Annotated in this window: 23 protein-coding genes; 12 read left to right on the forward strand and 11 right to left on the reverse strand. The window is 63.9% G+C overall.

The window, feature by feature from the left end; genetic code table 11:
- Positions 1-52: 52 nt before the first annotated feature.
- Positions 53-970, reverse strand: coding sequence for an NAD kinase (locus tag WD006_RS04695; protein ID WP_008649331.1), 918 nt, complete (start codon positions 968-970; stop codon positions 53-55).
- A 100-nt stretch (positions 971-1,070) separates the two neighbouring features.
- On the opposite strand from WD006_RS04695, the gene hrcA reads away from it, so the two are divergent.
- The 3 genes from hrcA (at position 1,071) to WD006_RS04710 (ending at position 3,788) form a co-directional block, all read left to right on the forward strand.
- Entirely contained in the window at positions 1,071-2,117 is a 1,047-nt protein-coding gene (gene hrcA / locus WD006_RS04700) for a heat-inducible transcriptional repressor HrcA (protein WP_008649330.1), read from the forward strand.
- 110 nt (positions 2,118-2,227) lie between these two features.
- Complete coding sequence (gene hemH / locus WD006_RS04705) at positions 2,228-3,343, forward strand: ferrochelatase (protein WP_029308227.1); 1,116 nt, start codon at positions 2,228-2,230, stop codon at positions 3,341-3,343.
- Between the two features lie 49 nt (positions 3,344-3,392).
- Positions 3,393-3,788, forward strand: coding sequence for an RNA-binding S4 domain-containing protein (locus WD006_RS04710; RefSeq protein ID WP_011515802.1), 396 nt, complete (start codon positions 3,393-3,395; stop codon positions 3,786-3,788).
- Positions 3,789-3,839: 51 nt separating this feature from the next.
- On the opposite strand, the gene WD006_RS04715 is transcribed toward WD006_RS04710, so the two are convergent.
- Positions 3,840-3,995 (reverse strand): hypothetical protein, encoded by a 156-nt coding sequence (locus WD006_RS04715; protein ID WP_024569136.1) that lies wholly within the window; start codon positions 3,993-3,995, stop codon positions 3,840-3,842.
- 284 nt (positions 3,996-4,279) lie between these two features.
- Between WD006_RS04715 and grpE the strand changes: the two genes are divergently transcribed.
- Together grpE and WD006_RS04725 are read left to right on the forward strand one after the other, a co-directional pair.
- Entirely contained in the window at positions 4,280-4,822 is a 543-nt protein-coding gene (gene grpE, locus WD006_RS04720; protein ID WP_011515804.1) for a nucleotide exchange factor GrpE, read from the forward strand.
- 78 nt (positions 4,823-4,900) lie between these two features.
- The gene (locus WD006_RS04725; protein ID WP_011515805.1) at positions 4,901-5,305 is read left to right on the forward strand and encodes a thioredoxin family protein; all 405 of its coding nucleotides are present in this window, start codon (positions 4,901-4,903) and stop codon (positions 5,303-5,305) included.
- Here WD006_RS04725 and WD006_RS04730 read toward each other — a convergent pair.
- Both WD006_RS04730 and WD006_RS04735 read right to left on the reverse strand, forming a co-directional pair.
- Positions 5,294-6,595, reverse strand: coding sequence for a phospholipase A (locus tag WD006_RS04730; protein ID WP_029308226.1), 1,302 nt, complete (start codon positions 6,593-6,595; stop codon positions 5,294-5,296). The two genes, WD006_RS04725 and WD006_RS04730, sit on opposite strands and share 12 nt — an antisense overlap.
- A gap of 156 nt (positions 6,596-6,751) precedes the next feature.
- Positions 6,752-7,183 (reverse strand): DUF1841 family protein, encoded by a 432-nt coding sequence (locus WD006_RS04735; protein WP_011515807.1) that lies wholly within the window; start codon positions 7,181-7,183, stop codon positions 6,752-6,754.
- Between the two features lie 150 nt (positions 7,184-7,333).
- Between WD006_RS04735 and WD006_RS04740 the strand changes: the two genes are divergently transcribed.
- Positions 7,334-8,272 carry a DMT family transporter gene (locus tag WD006_RS04740; RefSeq protein WP_029308225.1) on the forward strand — a complete coding sequence of 313 codons (939 nt, stop codon included), beginning with the start codon at positions 7,334-7,336 and terminating at the stop codon, positions 8,270-8,272.
- Between the two features lie 87 nt (positions 8,273-8,359).
- Positions 8,360-8,947, forward strand: a complete 588-nt coding sequence (locus WD006_RS04745; protein ID WP_008649321.1) for a malonic semialdehyde reductase — start codon at positions 8,360-8,362, stop codon at positions 8,945-8,947.
- 96 nt (positions 8,948-9,043) lie between these two features.
- On the opposite strand, the gene WD006_RS04750 is transcribed toward WD006_RS04745, so the two are convergent.
- From WD006_RS04750 to WD006_RS04760, 3 genes are read right to left on the reverse strand one after another with little or no spacing between them, the layout of a single operon-like run.
- Positions 9,044-9,769 carry a Coq4 family protein gene (locus WD006_RS04750; protein WP_029308224.1) on the reverse strand — a complete coding sequence of 242 codons (726 nt, stop codon included), beginning with the start codon at positions 9,767-9,769 and terminating at the stop codon, positions 9,044-9,046.
- 29 nt (positions 9,770-9,798) lie between these two features.
- On the reverse strand, positions 9,799-10,767 hold the full coding sequence (locus tag WD006_RS04755) for an alpha/beta fold hydrolase (protein WP_029308223.1): 969 nt from the start codon (positions 10,765-10,767) through the stop codon (positions 9,799-9,801).
- The gene (locus tag WD006_RS04760; protein WP_029308222.1) at positions 10,764-12,281 is read right to left on the reverse strand and encodes a flavin-containing monooxygenase; all 1,518 of its coding nucleotides are present in this window, start codon (positions 12,279-12,281) and stop codon (positions 10,764-10,766) included. The genes WD006_RS04755 and WD006_RS04760 overlap by 4 nt, the downstream gene beginning before the upstream one ends.
- A 74-nt stretch (positions 12,282-12,355) precedes the next feature.
- Between WD006_RS04760 and WD006_RS04765 the strand changes: the two genes are divergently transcribed.
- Positions 12,356-12,985 carry a TetR/AcrR family transcriptional regulator gene (locus WD006_RS04765; protein WP_008649315.1) on the forward strand — a complete coding sequence of 210 codons (630 nt, stop codon included), beginning with the start codon at positions 12,356-12,358 and terminating at the stop codon, positions 12,983-12,985.
- A gap of 21 nt (positions 12,986-13,006) precedes the next feature.
- Here the strand turns inward: WD006_RS04765 and nth are convergent, their stop codons facing one another.
- Together nth and rsxB are read right to left on the reverse strand one after the other, a co-directional pair.
- On the reverse strand, positions 13,007-13,651 hold the full coding sequence (gene nth / locus WD006_RS04770; RefSeq protein WP_011515812.1) for an endonuclease III: 645 nt from the start codon (positions 13,649-13,651) through the stop codon (positions 13,007-13,009).
- The gene (rsxB, locus tag WD006_RS04775; protein ID WP_011515813.1) at positions 13,648-14,487 is read right to left on the reverse strand and encodes an electron transport complex subunit RsxB; all 840 of its coding nucleotides are present in this window, start codon (positions 14,485-14,487) and stop codon (positions 13,648-13,650) included. Before rsxB ends, nth begins: the two co-directional genes overlap by 4 nt.
- 194 nt (positions 14,488-14,681) lie before the next feature.
- Here rsxB and WD006_RS04780 point away from each other — a divergent pair, with 194 nt between their 5' ends.
- Positions 14,682-15,314 carry a TetR family transcriptional regulator gene (locus tag WD006_RS04780; protein WP_011515814.1) on the forward strand — a complete coding sequence of 211 codons (633 nt, stop codon included), beginning with the start codon at positions 14,682-14,684 and terminating at the stop codon, positions 15,312-15,314.
- A 78-nt stretch (positions 15,315-15,392) separates the two neighbouring features.
- Here WD006_RS04780 and WD006_RS04785 read toward each other — a convergent pair whose 3' ends face one another.
- A complete protein-coding gene (locus tag WD006_RS04785) occupies positions 15,393-16,637 on the reverse strand; it encodes a polyhydroxyalkanoate depolymerase (RefSeq protein ID WP_008649308.1) in 1,245 nt (414 codons plus the stop codon).
- Positions 16,638-16,889: 252 nt separating this feature from the next.
- A complete protein-coding gene (locus tag WD006_RS04790; protein ID WP_011515815.1) occupies positions 16,890-18,086 on the reverse strand; it encodes an amino acid aminotransferase in 1,197 nt (398 codons plus the stop codon).
- Positions 18,087-18,283: 197 nt separating this feature from the next.
- Here WD006_RS04790 and uvrB point away from each other — a divergent pair, with 197 nt between their 5' ends.
- From uvrB to WD006_RS04805, 3 genes are all read left to right on the forward strand, one after another.
- Positions 18,284-20,377, forward strand: a complete 2,094-nt coding sequence (gene uvrB / locus WD006_RS04795) for an excinuclease ABC subunit UvrB (RefSeq protein ID WP_029308221.1) — start codon at positions 18,284-18,286, stop codon at positions 20,375-20,377.
- Between the two features lie 94 nt (positions 20,378-20,471).
- Complete coding sequence (locus WD006_RS04800) at positions 20,472-20,693, forward strand: hypothetical protein (RefSeq protein WP_008649303.1); 222 nt, start codon at positions 20,472-20,474, stop codon at positions 20,691-20,693.
- Between the two features lie 50 nt (positions 20,694-20,743).
- Positions 20,744-20,983: a hypothetical protein gene (locus WD006_RS04805; protein ID WP_008649302.1), complete on the forward strand. Its 240-nt coding sequence runs from the start codon at positions 20,744-20,746 to the stop codon at positions 20,981-20,983.
- Positions 20,984-20,998 lie beyond the last annotated feature (15 nt).

The raw sequence follows: 20,998 nt of genomic DNA on the forward strand, positions 1-20,998 counted from the left end.
GCGGTAAGGTCGGGTAACGAGGATCAGGACGGAACGTTGAGGCGTCTGCGGATCAGAGCCGGTTGTCTTCAGTCGGATACTCGTGCCAGTGCAGCTTCTTGCGCAGTGTGGCGTAGTAGTTATATCCCACTGGGTGCAGCAGGTTGATGGTCTTGGCCGAACGGCGTACCACGATGCGGTCGCCGGGCAGCAGCGAGGCCAGCGCCTGCATGTCGAAGTTGACGCTGACATCGCGCGCGCTGGCCACTTCGATCGTGACCTCGGCGTCGTACGGCAGCACGATGGGCCGGTTCGACAGCGCGTGTGGCGCGATCGGCACCAGCACCAGGCCGGACAGCGTCGGGTGCAGGATCGGACCCCCCGCGGCCAGCGCGTAGGCGGTGGAGCCGGTGGGCGTGGAGACGATCAGGCCGTCCGAGCGCTGGTTGTACATGAAATAGCCGTCGACCGAGACCGCCAGTTCGACCATGCCGGAGATCCCCGAGCGGTTCACCACCACATCGTTGAACGCCAGCGCGGAGAAAATCACCGAGTCGTCGCGGATCACGCGCGACTCCAGCAGCATCCGGGTTTCGGCCTCATACCGGCCGGACAGCATCTCGGGCAGTGCCGTGGAGATGGCATCGAGCGGGATGTCGGTCATAAAGCCCAGCCGGCCGTGGTTGACGCCGATCACCGGCACATCGTGCCCGGCTAGCTGGCGGGCCAGCCCGAGCAGCGTCCCGTCGCCGCCCAGCACCACCGCCACATCAGCTTCGCGGCCGATCTCGTCGGGGGTCAGCACCGGGTAACCTGTCAGCCCGGTAGCCATTGCGGTTTCGCGTTCGAACACCACATCCTGTCCGTTACGGGAGATGCAAGACGCGAGTTCTTCCAGCGGACCTTCGATGCCAGCGGTCGAATGTCGGCCCACCAGGGCTACAGTCTTGAACGGGGGGCGCGCGGCGCCGGTCTTGTGGGGGGCAGACATGCCGGGATTAGACCATACCGGCATGATCGTTGTCAGCACTGGGCCGCCGCCGCTCCAGGTGACGCCTGAACCGCCAAAGTTTGATTAAAATCGGGGCATCATGGACGAACGTTCAAAAAAGCTTCTCAAGACCCTGATCGAGCGATACATCGTCGAGGGGCAGCCCGTGGGCTCGCGCACCCTGTCGAAGTTCTCGGGGCTTGATCTCTCGCCGGCCACCATCCGCAACGTGATGTCGGACCTCGAGGAGATGGGTTTCATCGCCAGCCCACATACCTCGGCTGGCCGAATCCCCACGCCGCGCGGGTACCGGCTGTTTGTCGACACGATGCTGACGGCGCGCCCGCTGGAGCGCGCGCCGGAGTTCAGTGCCGAGTTGGCGGAGCTGACCGGCCAGATCCAGGGGCAACTGGGTGGCCAGCAGTTCGGGCCGCAGCGCATGATCACGGCGGCAGCGCATACGCTTTCGAATCTTTCTCATTTCGCTGGCGTGGTGATGACGCCACGGCGCGCGCAGTCGTTCCGTCAGGTGGAATTCATGCGGTTGTCTGACAAGCGCATCCTGCTGATCATCGTCAGCCCGGAAGGGGATGTGCAGAACCGCATCATCCAGACCGACCTGGCGTACACGCCGGGCCAGCTCATCGAGGCGGCGAACTTCTTCAACTCGCACTATGCGGGCATGAGCTTCGACGCCGTGCGCGACCACCTGCGCGTGGAGTTGCAGGACCTGCGCCGCGACATGTCCGCGCTGATGCAGGCGGCGGTCGAGGCGGGCAGCAGCGCAATGGCCGAGGACAACGAGCAGGTGTTCATTTCAGGCGAGCGCAAGCTGCTGGAAGTGGAAGACCTGTCATCGAGCATGGACAAGCTGCGTCGCCTGTTCGACGTGTTCGAGCACAAGACGAGCCTGCTGCAGCTGCTCGATGTGTCGAGTCACGCGCAAGGCGTGCAGATCTTCATCGGCGGCGAAAGCCAGCTTGTGCCGATCGAGGACATGGCCGTGATCACCGCGCCGTACGGGGTGGATGGCCAGATCGTTGGCACCCTGGGCGTGATCGGCCCCACGCGGATGGCCTACGAACGGGTGATCCCGATCGTCGATATCACCGCGCGGCTCCTGTCCAGCGCGCTCAGCCAGAGCTGAGCCACGAACTATTGACACGGTGGACGTGTCTGTCCTGAGTCGGCCGCCTGCAACGGCTTGCGGCCGGCCCCTGATTCGCCAGCGCCCCCGGCAGTCCCAACGGAAACCCTATGACGTTTTCGCCTGAACCGGCACACCAGCACGGCCAGCCGCCGCGCACCGCGATCCTGCTGATCAACCTCGGCACCCCGGACGCGCCCACGCCTAAGGCGGTGGGGCGCTACCTGAAGGCGTTCCTGTCCGACCCGCGCGTGGTAGAGATCCCGCTCCTGGCCTGGCTGCCGATCCTGCACGGCCTGATCCTGCCGTTCCGCTCGCGGGCGTCGGCCATGAAGTACGAGTCGATCTGGCTGCGCGAGGCGCATATGACCGGGTCGCCGCTACTTGTGTATACAGAGCGCCAGGCTCATGCGCTGCAACTGTTGATGCAGCAGCAGGGTCACGACGTAACGGTGGCCTGTGCGATGCGCTATGGCAATCCGTCGATCGAATCGGTCATGGAAGCGCTGCGCCGGCAGGGTACCGAACAGATCCTGTTGCTGCCGCTGTATCCGCAGTTCTCCGGCACGACCACGGCCACCGCCTTCGACGAGGCATTTCGTGTCCTGTCGACATGGCGCAACCAGCCCGAGTTACGGCTGGTCAAGCATTTCCACGATCACCCGGCATATATCTCTGCGCTGCACAAGCAGGTGGGCGGCTATTGGGCCCAGCATGGCAAGCCGGACTTCGCGCGCGGTGACAAGCTGATTCTGTCGTTCCACGGCCTTCCGCGCCGGTTGCTGGACCTGGGTGATCCCTATCACTGCGAGTGTCTGAAGACCGGTCGTCTGCTCGGCGAGGCGCTGGGCTTGCAGCCCGGCCAGTATCAGGTGACGTTTCAGTCTCGTTTTGGCAAGGCGGAGTGGTTGCAGCCCTATACAGCGCCGACGCTGGCCGAACTGGGCAAGGTCGGGACGCAGCGCGTGGACGTGTTCTGTCCCGGCTTTCCCGCCGACTGCATCGAGACGCTCGAGGAGATCGCGATGGAGGGTCAGTCGGAATTCCGCGTGGCCGGCGGCCAGGATTTCCATTTCATCCCGTGCCTCAACGATGCCGAGGCGTGGATCGCCGGAATGGCGGATATTGCATTGCAGCATTTGCAGGGGTGGCCGCTCAATGTTCCACATCCCCACGAACTGGAAGCGAGACGCTCCCGCGCGCAGGCGCGTGGCGCGGGAGCCTGAGGCCGTAACGGCAGTCACGGGTGGCCACGGCTAGTAACGGACGGTAATCATGCAAGTCGATTTCGAACCCGATGCGCGGCTGCGCATCGACAAATGGCTCTGGTGCGCGCGCTTCTTCAAGACGCGCTCGCTGGCTGCCGAGGCGGTGGAGCGGGGCCGCGTGAGCGTCAACGGGCAGCCCTGCAAGAACTCGCGCGAGGTCAAGCCGGGCGACACCGTGATATTGGAGGCGCATCAACAGCAATGGGAGGTGGTGGTCAAGGGCGTGGCCGCGTCACGCGGGCCGGCGCCGATCGCCCAGACGCTCTATGCGGAGACCGAGGAAAGCCAGGCCAGGCGCCAGACAGACGCGGAACGGCGGCGCTTCCAGCACGAGCCGGCCGCGCAGATGCACGGGCGACCGACCAAGCGCGACCGGCGCAGAATCGACGGCTTCAAGGGGTGATGGTTGCGGCTAACCGGGGCGGGGCGCTCCGGCTGGCCGTAATGTGGCGGGTTAGCGGACGTACTGGACGAGGTAATGCTTGAATACGGCCTTGCCGCTGCCATACTCGGTGTCGCGCGGGGCAACCGTATCGGACAGGCAGATGAAGACCGTCATGGCCGAGAGCGCGGCAATCAGGCAAAGGGTAACGACTGGCAGCTTGTGCATGGCGAACCTTCCGAAGGATGCACCAAAATGATCCACCTCTCTGCTCCCGTTATTTTTGACATTTTTTATTAAGTGAATCTTAGTGTGTGCGATGCAGCAAAGCAATGACGGCTCGATTTCATCGGGCAAGGCTTTGTAACGACGTATTTCTGCGTCTCTGAACCTCCACACTTGAAAAATCGGGGACTGACACCAACTGCGGCTAGACTTGCCGGTTTGACACCCGACTCACCCGATGGCCTGCCGCCAGAGCGGGCCGTGCTTTTGTTTTGATACGAATCGACATGGAAGAACAGAACCAGACGCCAACCCCCAATACGCAGGCAGCCGAGGACGCCGCCCGCACGCCGGAAGCCGGTGCCGACGAGGTGGGCCGCCTGACGCAACAGGTGGCCGAACTGGAAGCCAAGGCGAAGGAACACTACGACATGTTCCTGCGCGCCACGGCGGAGGGCGAGAACATCCGCCGCCGTTCGCAGGACGAAGTGGCCAAGGCCCACAAGTTCGCCATCGAGAGCTTTGCCGATAACCTCGTGCCCGTGATGGACAGCCTGCAGGCCGCGCTGGCCGACGGTACCGGTGACCTCGGCAAGCTGCGCGAAGGTGTGGAACTGACCGCACGCCAGCTGGCCGCCGCGTTCGAACGTGGTCGCATCGTCGAAGTGAACCCGGTGGGCGAGAAGTTCGATCCGCATCGCCACCAGGCCATCTCGATGGTGCCGTCCGAGCAGGAACCGAACACCGTGGTCAACGTGCTGCAACGCGGCTACATGATTGCCGACCGCGTGCTGCGCCCGGCGCTGGTGACCGTCTCGGCGCCGCGCTGAGCGCGAGTCGTCCGCATACGGCAGTACGAAACGCCCGGGCCATTGGCGCCGGGCGTTGTCGTTTCAGGAGCGATCGAAATGTCTGAAGAAAACCAGCCGCACCTCGATCACCGCGCGTTCGAGGCGCTCGACATGGCCGAAGTCGATGGCGAGAACATCGACGCGGCAATCGCCAACGCTGGCGACGATCTGGTCTGCGTGTTCTTCTGGGGTGTGGACTGCTTCAACTGCGAGATGGCCAAGAAGGCGATCCTGGCCAATCCCGAACCGATTCGCGCGCTCGACCTGCGCTGGCTACATGCCAACGTCTATGCCCATCCCGAACTGGGTCGGCGCTTCGGCCTGCATGGGATTCCCGTGTTCATGTTCTTCCACAAGGGCAAGAAGCTCGGCCGCGCCACGGGCTGGCACGGCCATGGGCAGTTCTCGGCGGCCGTGGGCAATGCGCGGCTCAAGGCCAGCGGCAAACCGCTAGCGGGATAGCGCGTAGCCCAGGCGGATCTGCCAGGGCGTCTTCTGGTTGTAGTTGAGCAGGCTTTCGCCATAGCCATAGAAGTAGCCCAGCATCAGGTAGCCAGCCGTGCCCGGAATCAGGCGAGAAAGCGGGTAAGAGGCCTGCGCGTCGACGCTACCGTACATCTGCCGCGTGCCCTTGCGCAGCGTGGCGGCGAATTCCCACGAGTCGGGCTTCCCATAGGCCAGGTTCAGGTCCATGTAGCCACGATAGTGCGCGATGTCCTCGTTCTCGCTTTTCTCCAGGTACGCATAGACTTTGGGCGCCACGCGCCAGTGCCAGTCGTTCTGGTCGCCAAAGTACATCGTCGGCTTGAGGAACAGCGTGTTGATGCTGCGTGAGTCGGCACCGGCCCGGCCATTCGACTCGTGCTCGAAGCCCGAAGCGATCGACAGCCGGCTGATCACGCTGTTCTTCACACCCGTGTCGGACAGGTAGTAATACAGGCTCGGACGATAGTTGGTGTCCTCGAACGGCTTCGAGGCGCTGTGCAGGTCCCATAACGAGAACTGCGTGTAGGCGAAGTAGAGGTTGTCGATGAAGCGCTTCGACGCCGGATCCTTGCCCTCGTAGATCCGGAACTTGAAGCTGAGCTGAAACTTGGCGTTGGCCCCGTCGTGCGCGCCGAACATGATGTACATCGGCTCGTTGAAGGAAAGCCGTTGCGCGTCGCGCAGGTCGGCTGGCGCTGGGGTGGATGCGGGGACATTCTCGGCCGATACGACCGGGGTGACCTGACCAGCGCTGACAGGCGCGACGGCCACTTTCGGTTCGGCCGGCGTGCCGGCGACCACTGGCGCAGTAACTGTGGCCGGGTTTGCGCCCGGCGCCTGGTTCAGCGTGATCAGGACCGGCGCGGCGTCGATCCCTGAGATGTCCAGGCGGACCACTCCACGCAATGTCGTAGGCCATTCCCCGCGGAAGCTGACGGTCTGATGCTCGCCTTGCCGCAGGTTCAGGACGGTTGGCCCCTTGCCGACGCGCTTGAGCGTCATGGGTGCCGGCGCCACAAGGTCTCCAGAGGCCGACACCTCAAGGGAGTCCGGTACGGCATAGCGCCGCATGTCCCGATCCCCAGTGATCAGCAGGGTCAGTGTGAGGGGCTGAGTGGCATCAATGACACGCGGTGGCTGCAACACGGATACTGCGGCATCGGCTGGCGTGGCGTGGAACAGGACGGCCGACGAGGCCAGCGTAGGCAACAGCAGGCGGAAGGCCGTGCGTGGAAGTGCAACACGGCCTGACACGTAACGTGGCATCGGGAGCAATAAGCGCCGCACCGGCGGGATATCGACAGCACTCCGGTGACGTGGACGCGACAAGAGTTGCGATGCCCGCAAGCGTACCATGTGTGGCGCGTGCGGCATGTGACGAATGGTTAGCCACGGGGCGTGGCCAAACCGGGTGGGTGCGGATCAGCCGGCGGCCCGGCGTCGGATATCGTCCACGTAGGCCTGCCCGTCCGGCGGCATGCCGTTGCGCTGCGCGTTCCAGAGCATCTGGCCGAGTGCTTCCATGATCTGGTGCTGGGCCTCGTGCGGTGAATCCAGTCGGCGGCTCAGTGCCTCGTAGGCGGCGCGGATGCCGGGCGGCTGGTCGATCGAGACCTGTTCGGAGATCGACAGATGCATCGCCAGGTGCAGGAACGGGTTGGTCTGGCCGCCTTCCGGCGTGTAGTCGCGCGCAAGCGCGCCTTCAGTGTCGGTCAGCAGGGACTGGTACTCGGGATGCTGGTCGATCCAGTCGACCGCGATCGCTTCAAGCGGCGTGAGGACGTTGCCCGCGACGCGCTTCTGCCAGGCTTCGCAGAAGAACCGGCGGACTTCTTCTCTTGAGGGATTGAACATGATGGCCGCTATTGTAGTGCAGCGGTCGCGGCTCTGCCGACGGGGCCCCGCGCATTAGTAGAATGCGGAAGTTTGTTCGCCGCCGTTCAATACGCTGACAAACTATCGCGAACAAACTTCAGCCCCTGCCATTTTTCAGATCCGCCACCGATGACTGCATCCGCCACCGGCACCATGAGCCACGCCCGCGACAAGCTCGCGGGCGTGTTGCTGATCGCGCTCTCCGCCAGCGCCTTCGGCGCCATGGCCATCTTCGCGCGCTTTGCCTATGCAGCAGGGGCGGACGTCTATGGCCTGCTGGCCGTGCGCTTCCTGCTGGCCGCGATTGCGATGGGCTTCGTGATGCGTGTCAGGGGGATCAGCCTGCCGCCGTGGCGCCGCGTGCTGGCGCTGGCGGCGATGGGCGGCATCGGTTATGTCAGCCAGTCGTACTGCTTTTTCACGGCATTGAACTACGCGCAGGCCAGCCTCGTGGCGCTACTGCTGTATCTCTATCCGCTGTTCGTGACGATCCTGGCCGCCGTCTTCCTGAAGGAGCATCTGACCACTTCCACGGTGATCGCACTGGTGCTCTGCTCGGTGGGCGCGGGTTTGACCGTAGGTGGCGGCGAGGGCAGCTCGCTCGGCATCGCCCTTGGGGTGGCCGCGGCGGTGATCTATTCGATCTATATCGTGGTGGGCGCGCGCGTGACGGCAGGCGTCAATGCCATTGCCACGACCACGGTGATCTGTACGGCGGCGGCACTGGTCTATGTGACGCTTGGGCTCTTGCGCGCGGGGGCTGGCGTGCCGCCGCAATTTCCGGCCAGTGCAGGCGGCTGGCTGGCGTTGGTGGCCATCGCGCTGGTATCGACCGTGCTCGCGATCCTGACGTTCTTCGCCGGACTGCAGCGGCTCGGTGCCTCCAAGGCATCGATGCTGTCGACGCTGGAGCCTGTGGTGACCGTAGTGCTGGCCGCCGTGCTGCTCGGCGAACACATTGGCCCGACGCAGGCCGTCGGGGGCGGATTGATCCTCGCCGGTGTGCTCTGGTTGACACGCCGGGCCAGCGGTACGCCCCCACTGAAGGCCTCCGACGAACGGAATTGAACGGGTTCGTCAAAGCGCTTGTGGGCGCACGGCGGACGCTTGGGTACAATCGCGCTTTCTTTCATCACAAAACCCGGAAAACGCGCAATGAAATCCGTCGATCAGGCAGTCCTTGCACAATTGTTCACTGAAGCCCGCACCCACAACGTGTGGCAAGACAAGCATGTGGATGATGCGCTGCTGAAGCAGATCTACGAAGCGATGAAATTCGGTCCGACCGCCGCAAATGGCTCGCCGGCACGCATCGTGTTCGTGAAGTCAGCGGCCGAGAAGGCCCGTCTGGTCGAGTGCGTATCGGCTGGCAATGCCGACAAGACCCGCTCGGCGCCGGTGACCGCGATCATCGCGTTTGACCGCAACTTCCACGACCAGCTGCCGAAGCTGTTCCCGCACGCCGATGCGCGTTCGTGGTACGCCGGCAACGACGAGAAGATTGCCCGTGACGCGCTGATGAACAGCTCGCTACAAGGTGGCTACTTCATCCTGGCCGCCCGCGCACTGGGTCTGGACTGCGGCCCGATGGCCGGTTTCGATGCCGACAAGCTCAACGCCACGTTCTTCCCCGACGGCAAGTGGGCGGTCAACTTCCTGGTGAACCTGGGCTATGGCGAGGCCGACAAGCTGTTCCCGCGTGGTCCGCGCCTGACGTTCGACGAAGCCTGCCGCATCGTTTGAGACGCCGCTGACCCGAAACAAAAAGCGACCCATCGAGGTCGCTTTTTTGTTGGCGCGTGGACGGCTCAGGGGCTCAAGGGCTCTGGGGCTCAGGGCTCAGGCCGACCATTCCTCCATCGGATTGCAGGCGAGGTATCGCTTTGCTTCCGAGATGCCAAGTCGCTCCCGGGCCGCGTCGATCGGCTCGTTCAGCAGCGCATCGTAGTCTTCGGCCAGCAGCCACTTCGCCCGCTTGCCCAGGCGGTAGCCTTCGAGCACTGCGCGCGCGAACGCGAGGCTGCCGGTCAGCCGCCAGCTCTTCAGGGCAGCGGCGACCGCGATGAAGGCCCAGCCCTTGCCGCCGGTCTGCGCATAGCTGAATGCGACCAGCGCCGCCTCGCCGAGACTTTCATCGGCACGGTAGCCGGTCAACACGTGCCAGATATCGTGGATGTCCCGTGTGCGCCGGCCGAACCACATATACGCGTCCTCGACCACCGGTTCCTGGTTCAGGTTCGAGACCTTCGCCAACCCATCCGCGCTATAGCCAGTCTTTTCGAGAAAACCACGGTACGCCGCGCCGACCGTTCCCGGGGCAAAGCTGGCGATGTATGTGGGATCGCAGAGTCGCTCGGCCAGTTCTTCTCGCAGGTAAGCAAGGCGGCGGCCTTCCGGCGTGCTCAGCAGACGGCTGTAGTTCTTCGGCATGCTCGGGCCGTTGAGCGCCCGCATGATGCGGAAGACCTGCTCCGTGTCGTGGCCGTCCGCCAGCAGTTTGCGGATGGCATCGAAGGCGGTGGGCAAGTCCCGCTTGTAAGGGTTGAAACCGGTCGAAGCGGCCATCGTTGGGCTCCTATTTTCGGGCGGGCGGATCAGGCGGACACTGGCTCGTGCAGTTGCAGTGCCGCGTTTCGGACAAAATCCACGCTGGTATCGATCGCGGTAACTGGCAGCATATGCCCTCCGCTTACCAATGTCAGCCTGGCGCCAGGGACCTTCGCGGCGAATGCCTCGCCGTTCAGCTTGTAGTCGAGGATGCGGTCCTCGCGGCCGTAAAGGACGTGGACCGGCATCCTCAGCGTGCCATAGTGCGGCACGACGGCAGGCAGGCTCGAGGCTGCGCCGATCAGGTCTTCCGAGGCACCAAGGAAATGGCTCGGGCGCATTGCCAGCAGGCCGCCGCCGCGCATGGGGAAGTCGTCGGGCGCGCGGTCGGGGCCGAAGACGATGTCCATGACCTGCTCGCGATTCCTGATCGACATCGGGATCAGTAGTGTCCACGCCAGCAGCTTTCGCTTCCATGCGCTCGGGATCGTCATTGCCTCGAACACGGGCGAGATATGCTCGGGCGGATGCGTCAGCGGGGCGATCAGGGCCAGGCCGCCCACACGCTCGGGGTGGCGACTCGCCAGGGTCAGCGCAATCGCGCCACCCAGCGAGTGGCCGACCACCAGTGGCTTGTCGAGGCCCAACTTGTCGATCAGGGCGGCCAGCGTGTCGGCCTGCGCCGGCAGGTCGGCAGGGGTGCCGGGCGCGCGAGTCGAGTATCCGGCGGCAGGCCGGTCGATGGCCACCACCCGGAAATCGCGCGCGAGCGGTTCGATCATCCCGTAATCGAAGTTGCCAAGCTGGCCGGACAGGCCATGCACCAGCAGTATGGCGGGGCCAGTGCCGCGCTCGACAACATGCAACTGCGCGCCAGGGACGTCAATGAAACGCCCGGTCGGCGGCAAGGCGGCTTCGATCTTCCGGGTGGTGCGCCACGTGTACAGGAACAGCGCGAGGCCGATCAGTACCAGCAGCCCAACGACGGCGACGATGACGGGGAGCAGGGCGTTCACGACTGCACCTCCGCCAGGGCATCTTCCTGCGGCAAGGTCGCGGCGCCTTGTCTATCAAACTGCAGCACGCCATCCGCGATGCGGCCATGGCGAATGGTCATCATATCCATGAAGTAGTTCTGGTAGACGCGCCACGGCCGGCGGTCGCCCTGCCGGGGCAGCACGCTGGCGGCGCGTTGCACGTAGCCCGAAGAGAAGTCGAGGAATGGCATGGTCTGCACGGTTGGATCAACGTGCGGCGCGGCGGAGCGGTAGCAGTGGCGATCCATGTAACGCAGCAGCCGGCAGACGTATTCGGCGGTCAGGTCCGCCTTGAGCGTCCACGATGCATTGGTGTAGCCGAAGGCCAGCACGAGATTGGGCACATCGCTGAGCATCATGCCTTTGTAGGCCATCGCCTCGGCCGGGCGGCGCGGCACGCCATCCACGGTGACGACGATGTCGCCCAGCATGTTCAGCTTCAGGCCGGTGGCCATCACCACGATGTCGGCCGGCAAGGTCTGACCCGAGGCCAGCACGATGCCGTCCTCGGTGAAACGCTCGATGGTGTCGGTCACGATCGAGGCGCGGCCCTCGCGGATCTCGCGGAACAGGTCGCCGTCGGGCACCAGGCAGACGCGCTGGTCCCACGGCTTGTAGCGCGGCGTGAAATGGGTGTCGACGTCATAGCCGGGCGCAAGCTGCTCGGCCGCCATGCCGATCATCCGGGCCTTGACCTTCTCGGGTTTGCGGCGGGCAAGCTGGAAGAAGAACATCCCCAGCAGTACGTTCTTCCAGCGCGTGGCCGCGTAGGCCAGCCCTTCGGGCAGCATCCGGCGCAGCTTGTGAGCGATCGCATCCTGGCCTGGACGCGTGACGATATACGTGGGCGACCGCTGCAGCATCGTCACGTGGGCCGCGGTTTGCGACATGGACGGTACCAGCGTGACGGCCGTAGCGCCGCTGCCGATTACCACCACGCGTTTGCCGGCATAGTCGATCGACGGGTCCCAGAACTGTGGATGCACCATGCGGCCACGGAAGTTCTCCTCGCCCGGAAACGTTGGCCGGTGTCCCTCCGCGTAGCTGTAGTAGCCGGCGCAGACGTAAAGGAAATGCGCGCGCAGGCGGACCCGGCTGCCATCGGCGGTGCGCTCGGCCTCGATCGTCCAGCAGGCAGAGCGGCTATCCCAAGCCGCGCTGACCACCTTGTGCCCGTAGCGGATGTGCTTTGTGATACCCGCCTCGTCGGCGGTCTCGCGAATGTACGACAGGATCGACGGGCCATCGGCAATTGCCTTGGCGCCTCTCCAGGGCTTGAAGCGGTACCCCAGGGTGTACATGTCCGAGTCGGAACGGATGCCCGGGTAGCGGAACAGATCCCAGGTACCGCCCATGGCCTGCCGGGCTTCCAGGATGGCGTAGCGCTTGCCGGGGCAGCGGTCCTGCAATTGTCGGGCGGCGCCGATACCGGACAGGCCGGCGCCGACGATCAGAACATCAAGGACTGCGTCATCAGAAGTGGGGGCGGTCATGACGGGAACCCGGATCAGTGGCGTTTCTGACAACATAGGTTGTCAGAAGCAATCTGACAATAGGGAATGTCATAATGGCGCCCATGACTACCGAGCTCTCTCCCGCGCGCCGCTACCGTGGCGCCGAAGCCGAAGAACGGCGCGCCCAGCGCCGCGGGCAACTTATTGCCGCGGCCGTACAGGTCTATGGCGAGCGCGGCTACCAGAACGCGACAGTCAAGGCCGTTTGTGAGGCCGCCGGTCTTACCGAGCGGTACTTCTACGAGTCATTCGCCAACAGCGAGGCCTTGCTGCTGGCGTCGTTTCAAACAGTCACGGACCTGTTGCTGCAGAAGATCGAACTGGCCGGCGAAGCGGCCGGCGGCGATGGCGAGCACCGCGCATTGGCGATATTGCGTGCCTACTTCGGCACGCTGCAGTGCGAGCCCCGCTCGGCGCGGGTCTTTCTGGTGGAGATCCGGGGTGTCAGCAAACTGGTGGATGAGGCGCTCGGCCTCTCGCTGCGCGATTTCGGCGGGCTGCTGGCGCGTGTCCTGATGCCGGAAGGCAAAGAGCCGGATCCGATGCTGCTGGCCGGTGTGGCTGGCGGCATCATTCATGTGGCGCTGCACTGGATCCGTCACGGCTATGCGCCCGATGTCGATACCGTTGCGGCGACGGCGCTGCAGCTGGCGCTGGTGCTGAAGGATCGTCAGCGTTCCTGACGACCGGCGACTGGATACCGATTACTGCTTGGGCGCGGGCGTTTTTTCCTTGAACTCGCAGAGGGGTTCGATCGCGCAGTGCCAGCACTCGGGCTTGCGCGCCTTGCACACGTAGCGACCATGCAGGATCAGCCAGTGGTGCGCATCGTGCAGGAATTCTTTCGGCACGACCTTCAGCAGCTTCTGCTCCACTGCATCGGGATTCTTGCCGGGCGCCAGGCCAGTACGGTTCGATACGCGGAAAATGTGCGTGTCCACGGCGATCGTCGGCTGGCCGAACGCAACGTTGAGCACCACGTTTGCCGTCTTGCGGCCGACGCCGGGCAGCGACTCCAGCGCCTCGCGCACCGGCGGCACCTTGCCGTCGTACTTCTCCACAAGAATGCGGCACGTTTCCATTACGTGCTTGGCCTTGGTCTTGTAGAGGCCGATCGTCTTGATGTAGTCGATCAGGCCCGCCTCGCCAAGCGCCAGGATCTGCTGCGGCGAATGCGCAACCGGGAACAGCAGGCGCGTGGCCTTGTTGACGCCGACATCGGTGGCCTGCGCGGAGAGCAGCACCGCGATCAGCAATTCGAACGGCGAGCTGTACTCCAGCTCCGTGGTCGGCGTCGGATTGACCTCACGCAGGGTTTCGAAGATGGCGCGGCACTTGGCGGAGTTCATGTCGAAGGGTTGTTGTTGTCCTGCTTGTTTTCCTGTTTGTTGCCCTGCTCGCCGGCCGGTTCGTGCGTGGTCATGCCAAGCTTTGCCCGCCGTGCTTCGGCAGCGTCGATCTGCGCCTGGACGGCCGGCGAAACGTTCTCAGTGTTGAGCGGCCGGGCCGCAGCCTGCTTCTGTCGCGCGCGTTCAATGGCCGCCTGGATGATCGCCTTCTTGCGCGCCTGGGCTTCCTGTTCCGCGGTGTTGGCGACGGGCTCGGCCTGCAGCGCCTCGAGTTTGGCCGCGGCCTTGGCGGCCAGCCTTGCATCGTTTTCCTCGCGCTCCCGCACCAGCCGCACGCCGCGTGCGGCGTAGCGCGCGTGTGCCGCGTCGGCCTGTTCCTGTGACCACGCAGCCCATCCCGTTTGCTCGCCGGTGACCGGAATCATCTCGATGCAGTCGACCGGGCAGGGCGTCACGCACAAGTCGCAGCCCGTGCACCAGTCTGGCAGGACGGTGTGCATCTGCTTGGGCGCACCGACGATGGCATCGACTGGGCAGGCCTGGATACACAGGGTGCAGCCGATACAGAGCGATTCTTCGATCCGGGCGACCGCGCGGGGTTGCTCCACGCCGCGTTCCGGGTCGAGCGGCTGTGGCGCGACGCCGAGCACCGCTGACAGCCGCACGATGCCTTCGGCGCCGCCCGGGGGGCAACGGTTGCTTGCCGCTTCACCGCGCGCCATGGCTTCGGCGTAGGGGCGGCAGCCATCGAACCCGCACTTGGTGCATTGGGTTTGTGGCAGCAGGGCTTCAAGGCGATCCGCCAGGCTGGCGGCGGCTGAGGGGGTGGTAGTCACGACTGCGAAACGTATATCGAGGGACGGCTGGAATTTGGCACGCTTCTGGCGAGCGTGTGCGCGGCAAGGATTATCCCCGATTTCGTCGCGGGCCAGAAAAAGCGATGATGCGCTGCGTCACCTGTTCGGGGAGGAGCAGGGCGACGCGACATTGCTGTGTGCCATAATCCGCGCAACTCACAGACCAGGAATTCATGTCAAACGAGCCAAGAACCAAGCGGGACCCCGAGGGCACGCGCCGGCGCATTCTGGCTGCGGCCACGGAAGAGTTTGCCAAGGGCGGGCTGGCCGGCGCGCGCGTCGACCAGATCGCACGCCGTGCCGAGACCAACGAGCGGATGCTGTATTACTACTACGGCAGCAAGGAGGGCTTGTTCCTGGCGGTGCTCGAAAAGCAGTATGCGGAATTTCGCGCGGACGAGGAGCGTCTCCACATCACCGACGAAGACCCGGTTGCCGCCGTCCGCACGCTGGCCCGCTTCGTCTGGGACTGGTATTACAAGCATCCGGAGTTTATCCGGCTGGTGAACAGCGAGAACCTGCACGAGGCGCGGCACCTGAAGAAGTCCGCGCAATTGCATCAGCTCGTCAACCCGGTGGTCGACGTGCTGGCCGACATCATCAAGCGAGGACAGAAGCGGGGCCTGTTCCGCGATGACATCGACGTGCCGCAGTTCTATCTGACCATCTCGGCGCTCGGCTATTACGTGCTGTCGAATCGTTACACGATCAGTGCCGTGATCGGCCGGGACGTGGCCTCGGAGGAGGAGCACGATCGCTTTGCCGATCTGCATACCGAGATGCTGCTGTCGTACCTGAAGCGCTGAAGCTGTCGCCGGCATCGGCAGATAAAAAAACGCCCGCGAGTCTTCGCGGGCGTTTGACTTTGATGCGACGCGCGACGGTCAGGCGCGGTACTTGCGGATGAAATCGCGCAGTTCCGGATAGACGCTATCGCGCCAGCGGCGGCCCGAGAAAATCCCGTAGTGGCCGCATTTCTCGGCGGTCAGGTGTTGCTTGCGGGTTTTCGCGATACCGGTGCACAAGTCGTGCGCGGCAGCGGTCTGGCCGGCGCCCGAAATATCGTCGAGCTCGCCTTCGATCGTCAGCAGGGCAGTGCTCTTGATGTCCTGCGGACGCACGGGCTCGCCGTCGACGACCCACGTGCCATTGGCCAGGCGGAATTCCTGGAACACCGTGCGAATCGTCTCAAGGTAGTACTCGGCCGCCATGTCGAGCACGGCGTTGTACTCGTCATAGAACTTGACGTGCGCCTCGGCGTCGTCGGACCCGCCCTGGACCAGGCTCAGGTAGTAGTCATAGTGCGATGACACATGGCGGTCCGGGTTCATCGCCACGAAGCCAGCGTGCTGCAGGAAGCCTGGATAGACGCGGCGGCCGTGGCCCGGGTAGTTGGCCGGCACCGTGTAGATGACGTTGTTCTCGAACCACTCGTAGGACTTGTTGGTGGCGAGCGAGTTGACCGCCGTTGCGCTCTTTCGCGCATCGATCGGGCCACCCATCATCGTCATGGTGCGCGGGGTCTTCTCACCTGCCGACGCCATCAGCGAGATCGCGGCGAGCACCGGCACAGTCGGCTGGCACACGGAGATCACATTCAGGTTCTCCGCGCCAATGTGACGGATGAACTCCTGGATGTAACGGATGTAGTCGGACAGATGGAACTCACCATGCTCCACCGGCACCATGCGGGCGTCCACCCAGTCGGTCACATAGACTTTGTGGTCCTGCAGCAAAGTACGCACGGTATCGCGCAGCAGCGTGGAGTGGTGACCGGACAGCGGCGCGCAGACCAGCACGACCGGCTCGTCCTTGAGCAGCTTGATGGTGTCCGGATCGTCCGCATAGCGCTTGAAGCGCACCAGCTTGCAGAACGGCTTGTCCAGGATGGTTTGTTCGACGATCGGAATGTCGCGGCCATTCGAACGGACGGATTTGATGTTGAATTCCGGCTTTTCGTAGGCTTTTCCCAATCGGTACAGCAGTTCGTAGCCTGCTGCCAGCCGAGGGGCGCCGGGGACCAGTGAAAGGGGGCTGAGGGGGTTCGTAAATGTCTTTGCAGTCGCTTGGGCCCACGCGGTAAGCGGGTTCAGCATCGTGCGCTGGAATTCATGCAGTTGATAAAGCATGGGGGTACCTGTCTAGCCTTTCTTGTCGCCAACGGATGTCGTGCAACCGATTATGCACGGAATAGAACGATCGTGCTTTGCAGCATAAACCTCATCGTTGTACCTGCAAGTGGGGAAGACAATAGGGCATTTGCCTATATTCCAGATGACATTTCCGAGCGGCCAAAGAAAAAGGCGACCGGAGTGGCCTCCAGGTCGCCTTTCGCTGCCGGATGCCACATTTTGGTGCGGCACCCGTTCGATGTTGCCGGTTTAGTAGACGGCGGCGATCGCGTTCACCACGGCGTCGATGTTGCGGCTGTTCAACGCTGCCACGCAGATGCGGCCCGTGCCCACGGCGTAGATGCCGTGTTCGGTGCGCAGGCGGTCAACCTGGGCCGAGGTCAGGCCCGAGTACGAGAACATGCCGCGCTGGGCCTTCACGAACGAGAAGTCGCCCGGCACGCCCTTGGCGGCCAGCTTGTCGACCAGCGCATGGCGCATCAGCTTGATGCGGTCGCGCATTTCGGCCAGTTCCTGCTCCCACATGGCGCGCAGTTCCGGGCTGTTCAGCACGGTGGCCACCACAGTGCCGCCGTGGGTCGGCGGGTTCGAGTAGTTCGTGCGGATGACGCGCTTGATCTGCGACATCACGCGCTGGGCTTCTTCCTTGCCCGTGGTCACGATCGACAGGGCGCCAACGCGCTCGCCGTACAACGAGAAGCTCTTCGAGAACGAGCTGGAAACGAAGAACGGCAGGCCCGACTCCGCGAACAGGCGCACAGCGGCGCCGTCCGGCTCGATACCCTCGGCAAAGCCTTGGTAGGCCATGTCCAGGAACGGGATCAGGTTACGTTCCTTGACCAGTTCCACGACCTGCTTCCACTGGGCTTCGTCCAGGTCCACGCCGGTCGGGTTGTGGCAGCAGGCGTGCAGCACGACGATCGTGTTGGCCGGGTACGACTTCAGCGATTCCACCATGCCGGCGAAGTTCAGGCCGTGGCTGGCAGCGTCGTAGTAGGCGTAGTTGACCACGGGGAAGCCGGCAGCTTCGAACAGCGCGCGGTGGTTTTCCCAGCTCGGATCGCTGATCGCGACCGACGCGTTCGGGTACAGGCGCTTCAGGAAGTCGGCGCCGATCTTCAGGGCGCCAGTGCCGCCGAGTGCCTGAGCCGTCACCACGCGGCCTTCGGTGATCAGGGGCGATTCCTTGCCGAACAGCAAGGTTTGCACGGCCTGGTCATAGGCGGCGATGCCTTCGATCGGCAGGTAGCCGCGCGGCGTGGCGGTCGTCAGGCGGGCCTTTTCGGCCTCCTGCACGGCGCGCAGCAGCGGAATTTTCCCTTCGTCGGTGAAGTACACGCCAACGCCCAGGTTCACCTTGGTGGCGCGGGTATCGGCATTGAACGCTTCATTCAGGCCCAGGATCGGGTCGCGCGGGGCCATCTCGACGGCAGAAAACAAACTCATTTGGGATCTCGTGGTCAGCTGTGTAACAAAACGGAGGGCGTAGAATCGCTTCGACTGCGCAGTGGCTGCAGCGGAACCTGGAACACACTCCTGACAGAACCTGACAGCAGCGTCGGGCAGACTGTGCTTGAACCAAGCCGCGCAACCCCAAGATTCTAGCGTATCCGCCAGTTTTCCTCAGGTATTTCCCTACGTTTATGACGAACCTTGCTGAAGCCGCCCCCGCCCTGGATGAAGACAAATTCGTCACGTTTCCGGGGTCTCCATTCCAGCTTTATCAGCCGTATCCGCCGGCGGGCGACCAGCCGGAGGCGATCCGCCAACTGGTGGAGGGCGTGGAGGACGGCCTGTCGTACCAGACGCTGCTGGGCGTGACCGGCTCCGGCAAGACCTTCACGATGGCCAACGTGATCGCCCGGATGGGCCGGCCGGCCATTGTCTTCGCGCCAAACAAGACGCTGGCGGCACAGCTGTATTCCGAGTTCCGGGAGTTCTTCCCGCGCAATGCGGTCGAGTATTTCGTCAGCTACTACGACTACTACCAGCCCGAAGCCTACGTGCCGCAGCGCGACCTGTTCATCGAAAAGGACTCGTCGATCAACGAGCATATCGAGCAGATGCGGCTGTCGGCGACCAAGAGCCTGCTGGAGCGGCGCGACACGATCATCGTCGCCACGGTGTCGGCGATCTACGGTATCGGCAATCCGAGCGAATACCACCAGATGATCCTGACGCTGCGTACTGGCGACAAGATCAGCCAGCGCGATGTCATCGCCCGCCTGATCGCGATGCAGTACACGCGCAACGAGACCGACTTCCAGCGCGGCACGTTCCGCGTGCGCGGCGACACGCTCGACATCTTTCCGGCCGAGCACGCCGAGATGGCGGTGCGCGTCGAACTGTTCGACGACGAGGTGGATTCGCTGCAGTTCTTCGATCCGCTGACCGGCCGCGTGCGCCAGAAGATTCCGCGTTTCACGGTCTATCCCTCGAGCCACTACGTGACGCCGCGCGAAACGGTGCTGCGCGCGATCGAGGACATCAAGGTGGAGCTGCGCGAGCGGCTGGATTTCTTCTACAAGGAGAACCGCCTCGTAGAGGCGCAGCGGCTCGAGCAGCGTACGCGGTTCGATCTGGAAATGCTCACCGAACTGGGCTTCTGCAAGGGCATCGAGAACTATTCGCGCCATCTGTCGGGCGCGAAGCCGGGCGAGCCGCCGCCGACGCTGGTTGACTATCTGCCGCCAGACGCGCTGATGTTCCTGGACGAGTCCCACGTGCTGATCGGCCAGTTAAACGGCATGTACAACGGCGACCGCGCGCGCAAGACCACGCTGGTCGAGTACGGCTTCCGCTTGCCCTCGGCGCTGGACAACCGACCGCTCAAGTTCGACGAGTACGAGCGCAAGATGCGCCAGGCGGTGTTCGTGACAGCCACTCCGGCGAATTACGAGAAGGAGCACGCGGGGCAGGTGGTCGAGCAGGTGGTGCGGCCGACGGGCCTGGTCGATCCGGTGATCGAGGTGCGGCCCGCCACGACGCAGGTGGACGACCTGCTTGGGGAGATTCATCAGCGGGTCAAGGTCAATGAGCGTGTACTGGTAACGACGCTGACCAAGCGCATGGCGGAGCAACTGACCGAATTCCTTTCGGAAAACGGCGTGAAGGTCCGCTACCTGCATTCGGACATCGATACCGTCGAGCGCGTGGAAATCATTCGCGACCTGCGGCTTGGCACGTTCGACGTGCTCGTGGGTATCAACCTGCTGCGCGAGGGGCTCGACATCCCCGAGGTGTCGCTGGTGGCGATCCTCGATGCGGACAAGGAGGGCTTCCTGCGCGCCGAGCGTTCTCTGATCCAGACCATCGGGCGCGCCGCGCGTAACGTCAATGGCACGGCCATCCTGTACGGCGATCGTATGACCGACTCGATGAAGGTGGCGATCCGGGAAACCGAGCGTCGCCGCGAGAAGCAGATGGCCTTCAACGAAGCCAACGGCATCACGCCGCGAGGCGTGGTCAAGCGCATCAAGGACATCATCGACGGGGTCTACAACGCCGACGACGTCAAGGCCGAACTGACGGCCGCCGCCGAGCGGGCCAGGTACGAGGACATGAGCGAAAAGCAGGTGGCCAAGGAGATCAAGCGCCTGGAGAAGCAGATGCTCGACCACGCCAAGAACCTGGAGTTCGAAAAGGCGGCCCAGGTGCGCGATCAACTCGCGAAGCTGCGGTCGCAGGTGTTCGGGGCTGGGGCCGAAGGCGATCATCTCCTGCCGCCGTCCGCGTAAGAGGTCGATCGGGGATCACCCCGAGCCACGGCGTATCGCCGGCATCCTATAGTGGTTGGGGCGGAGACGCCGGATCACGGACAAGGAGCACACCATGGTGAGTCAGTTCGAATATGGTGGTTATGCGGTAGTGGCCCGTGCAGTCCCGCACGCGGGCGGTGGGTTTGCCGGGGTATTGACGATTGCCGACGCGTTCGGCGAGCCCGGCGGCCCGACTTTCGAGACGGAAACCGGCACGGCGCATTCGCCCGAGGCTGCGCTTGCCCTGGCGGAAGCCGAGGCCATGCGTACGATCGACGCCGGTGAAGTGAACTGACGGGCCGGCAAGGCGAAACATCCGGAAGCGCAGGTCGCAGGAGACAGGCAATGGCCTATAGCAGTGAGTGGAAGAAGAGGGTTTTCGAGACGCACGAGATTCAGGTGCTGGTGAAACCCCGTTCACCGATCGCATGGGAATACACGGTGCGGGTGTGCCGCAAGGGCACGAATATCCGCGCTGCCAGCACGATGGTGGAAACAGCGCCACCCTCCGAGCGGTACGGAACGCCCGAAGAAGCCGAGGCGGCCGGATTCGCACGAGGCAAGGCGATCGCCGAGCAACTCTGACCGGGCGAAGTCGTT

This window comes from Cupriavidus sp. Met-2 (assembly GCF_049843575.1).
Lineage (GTDB): Bacteria > Pseudomonadota > Gammaproteobacteria > Burkholderiales > Burkholderiaceae > Cupriavidus > Cupriavidus metallidurans.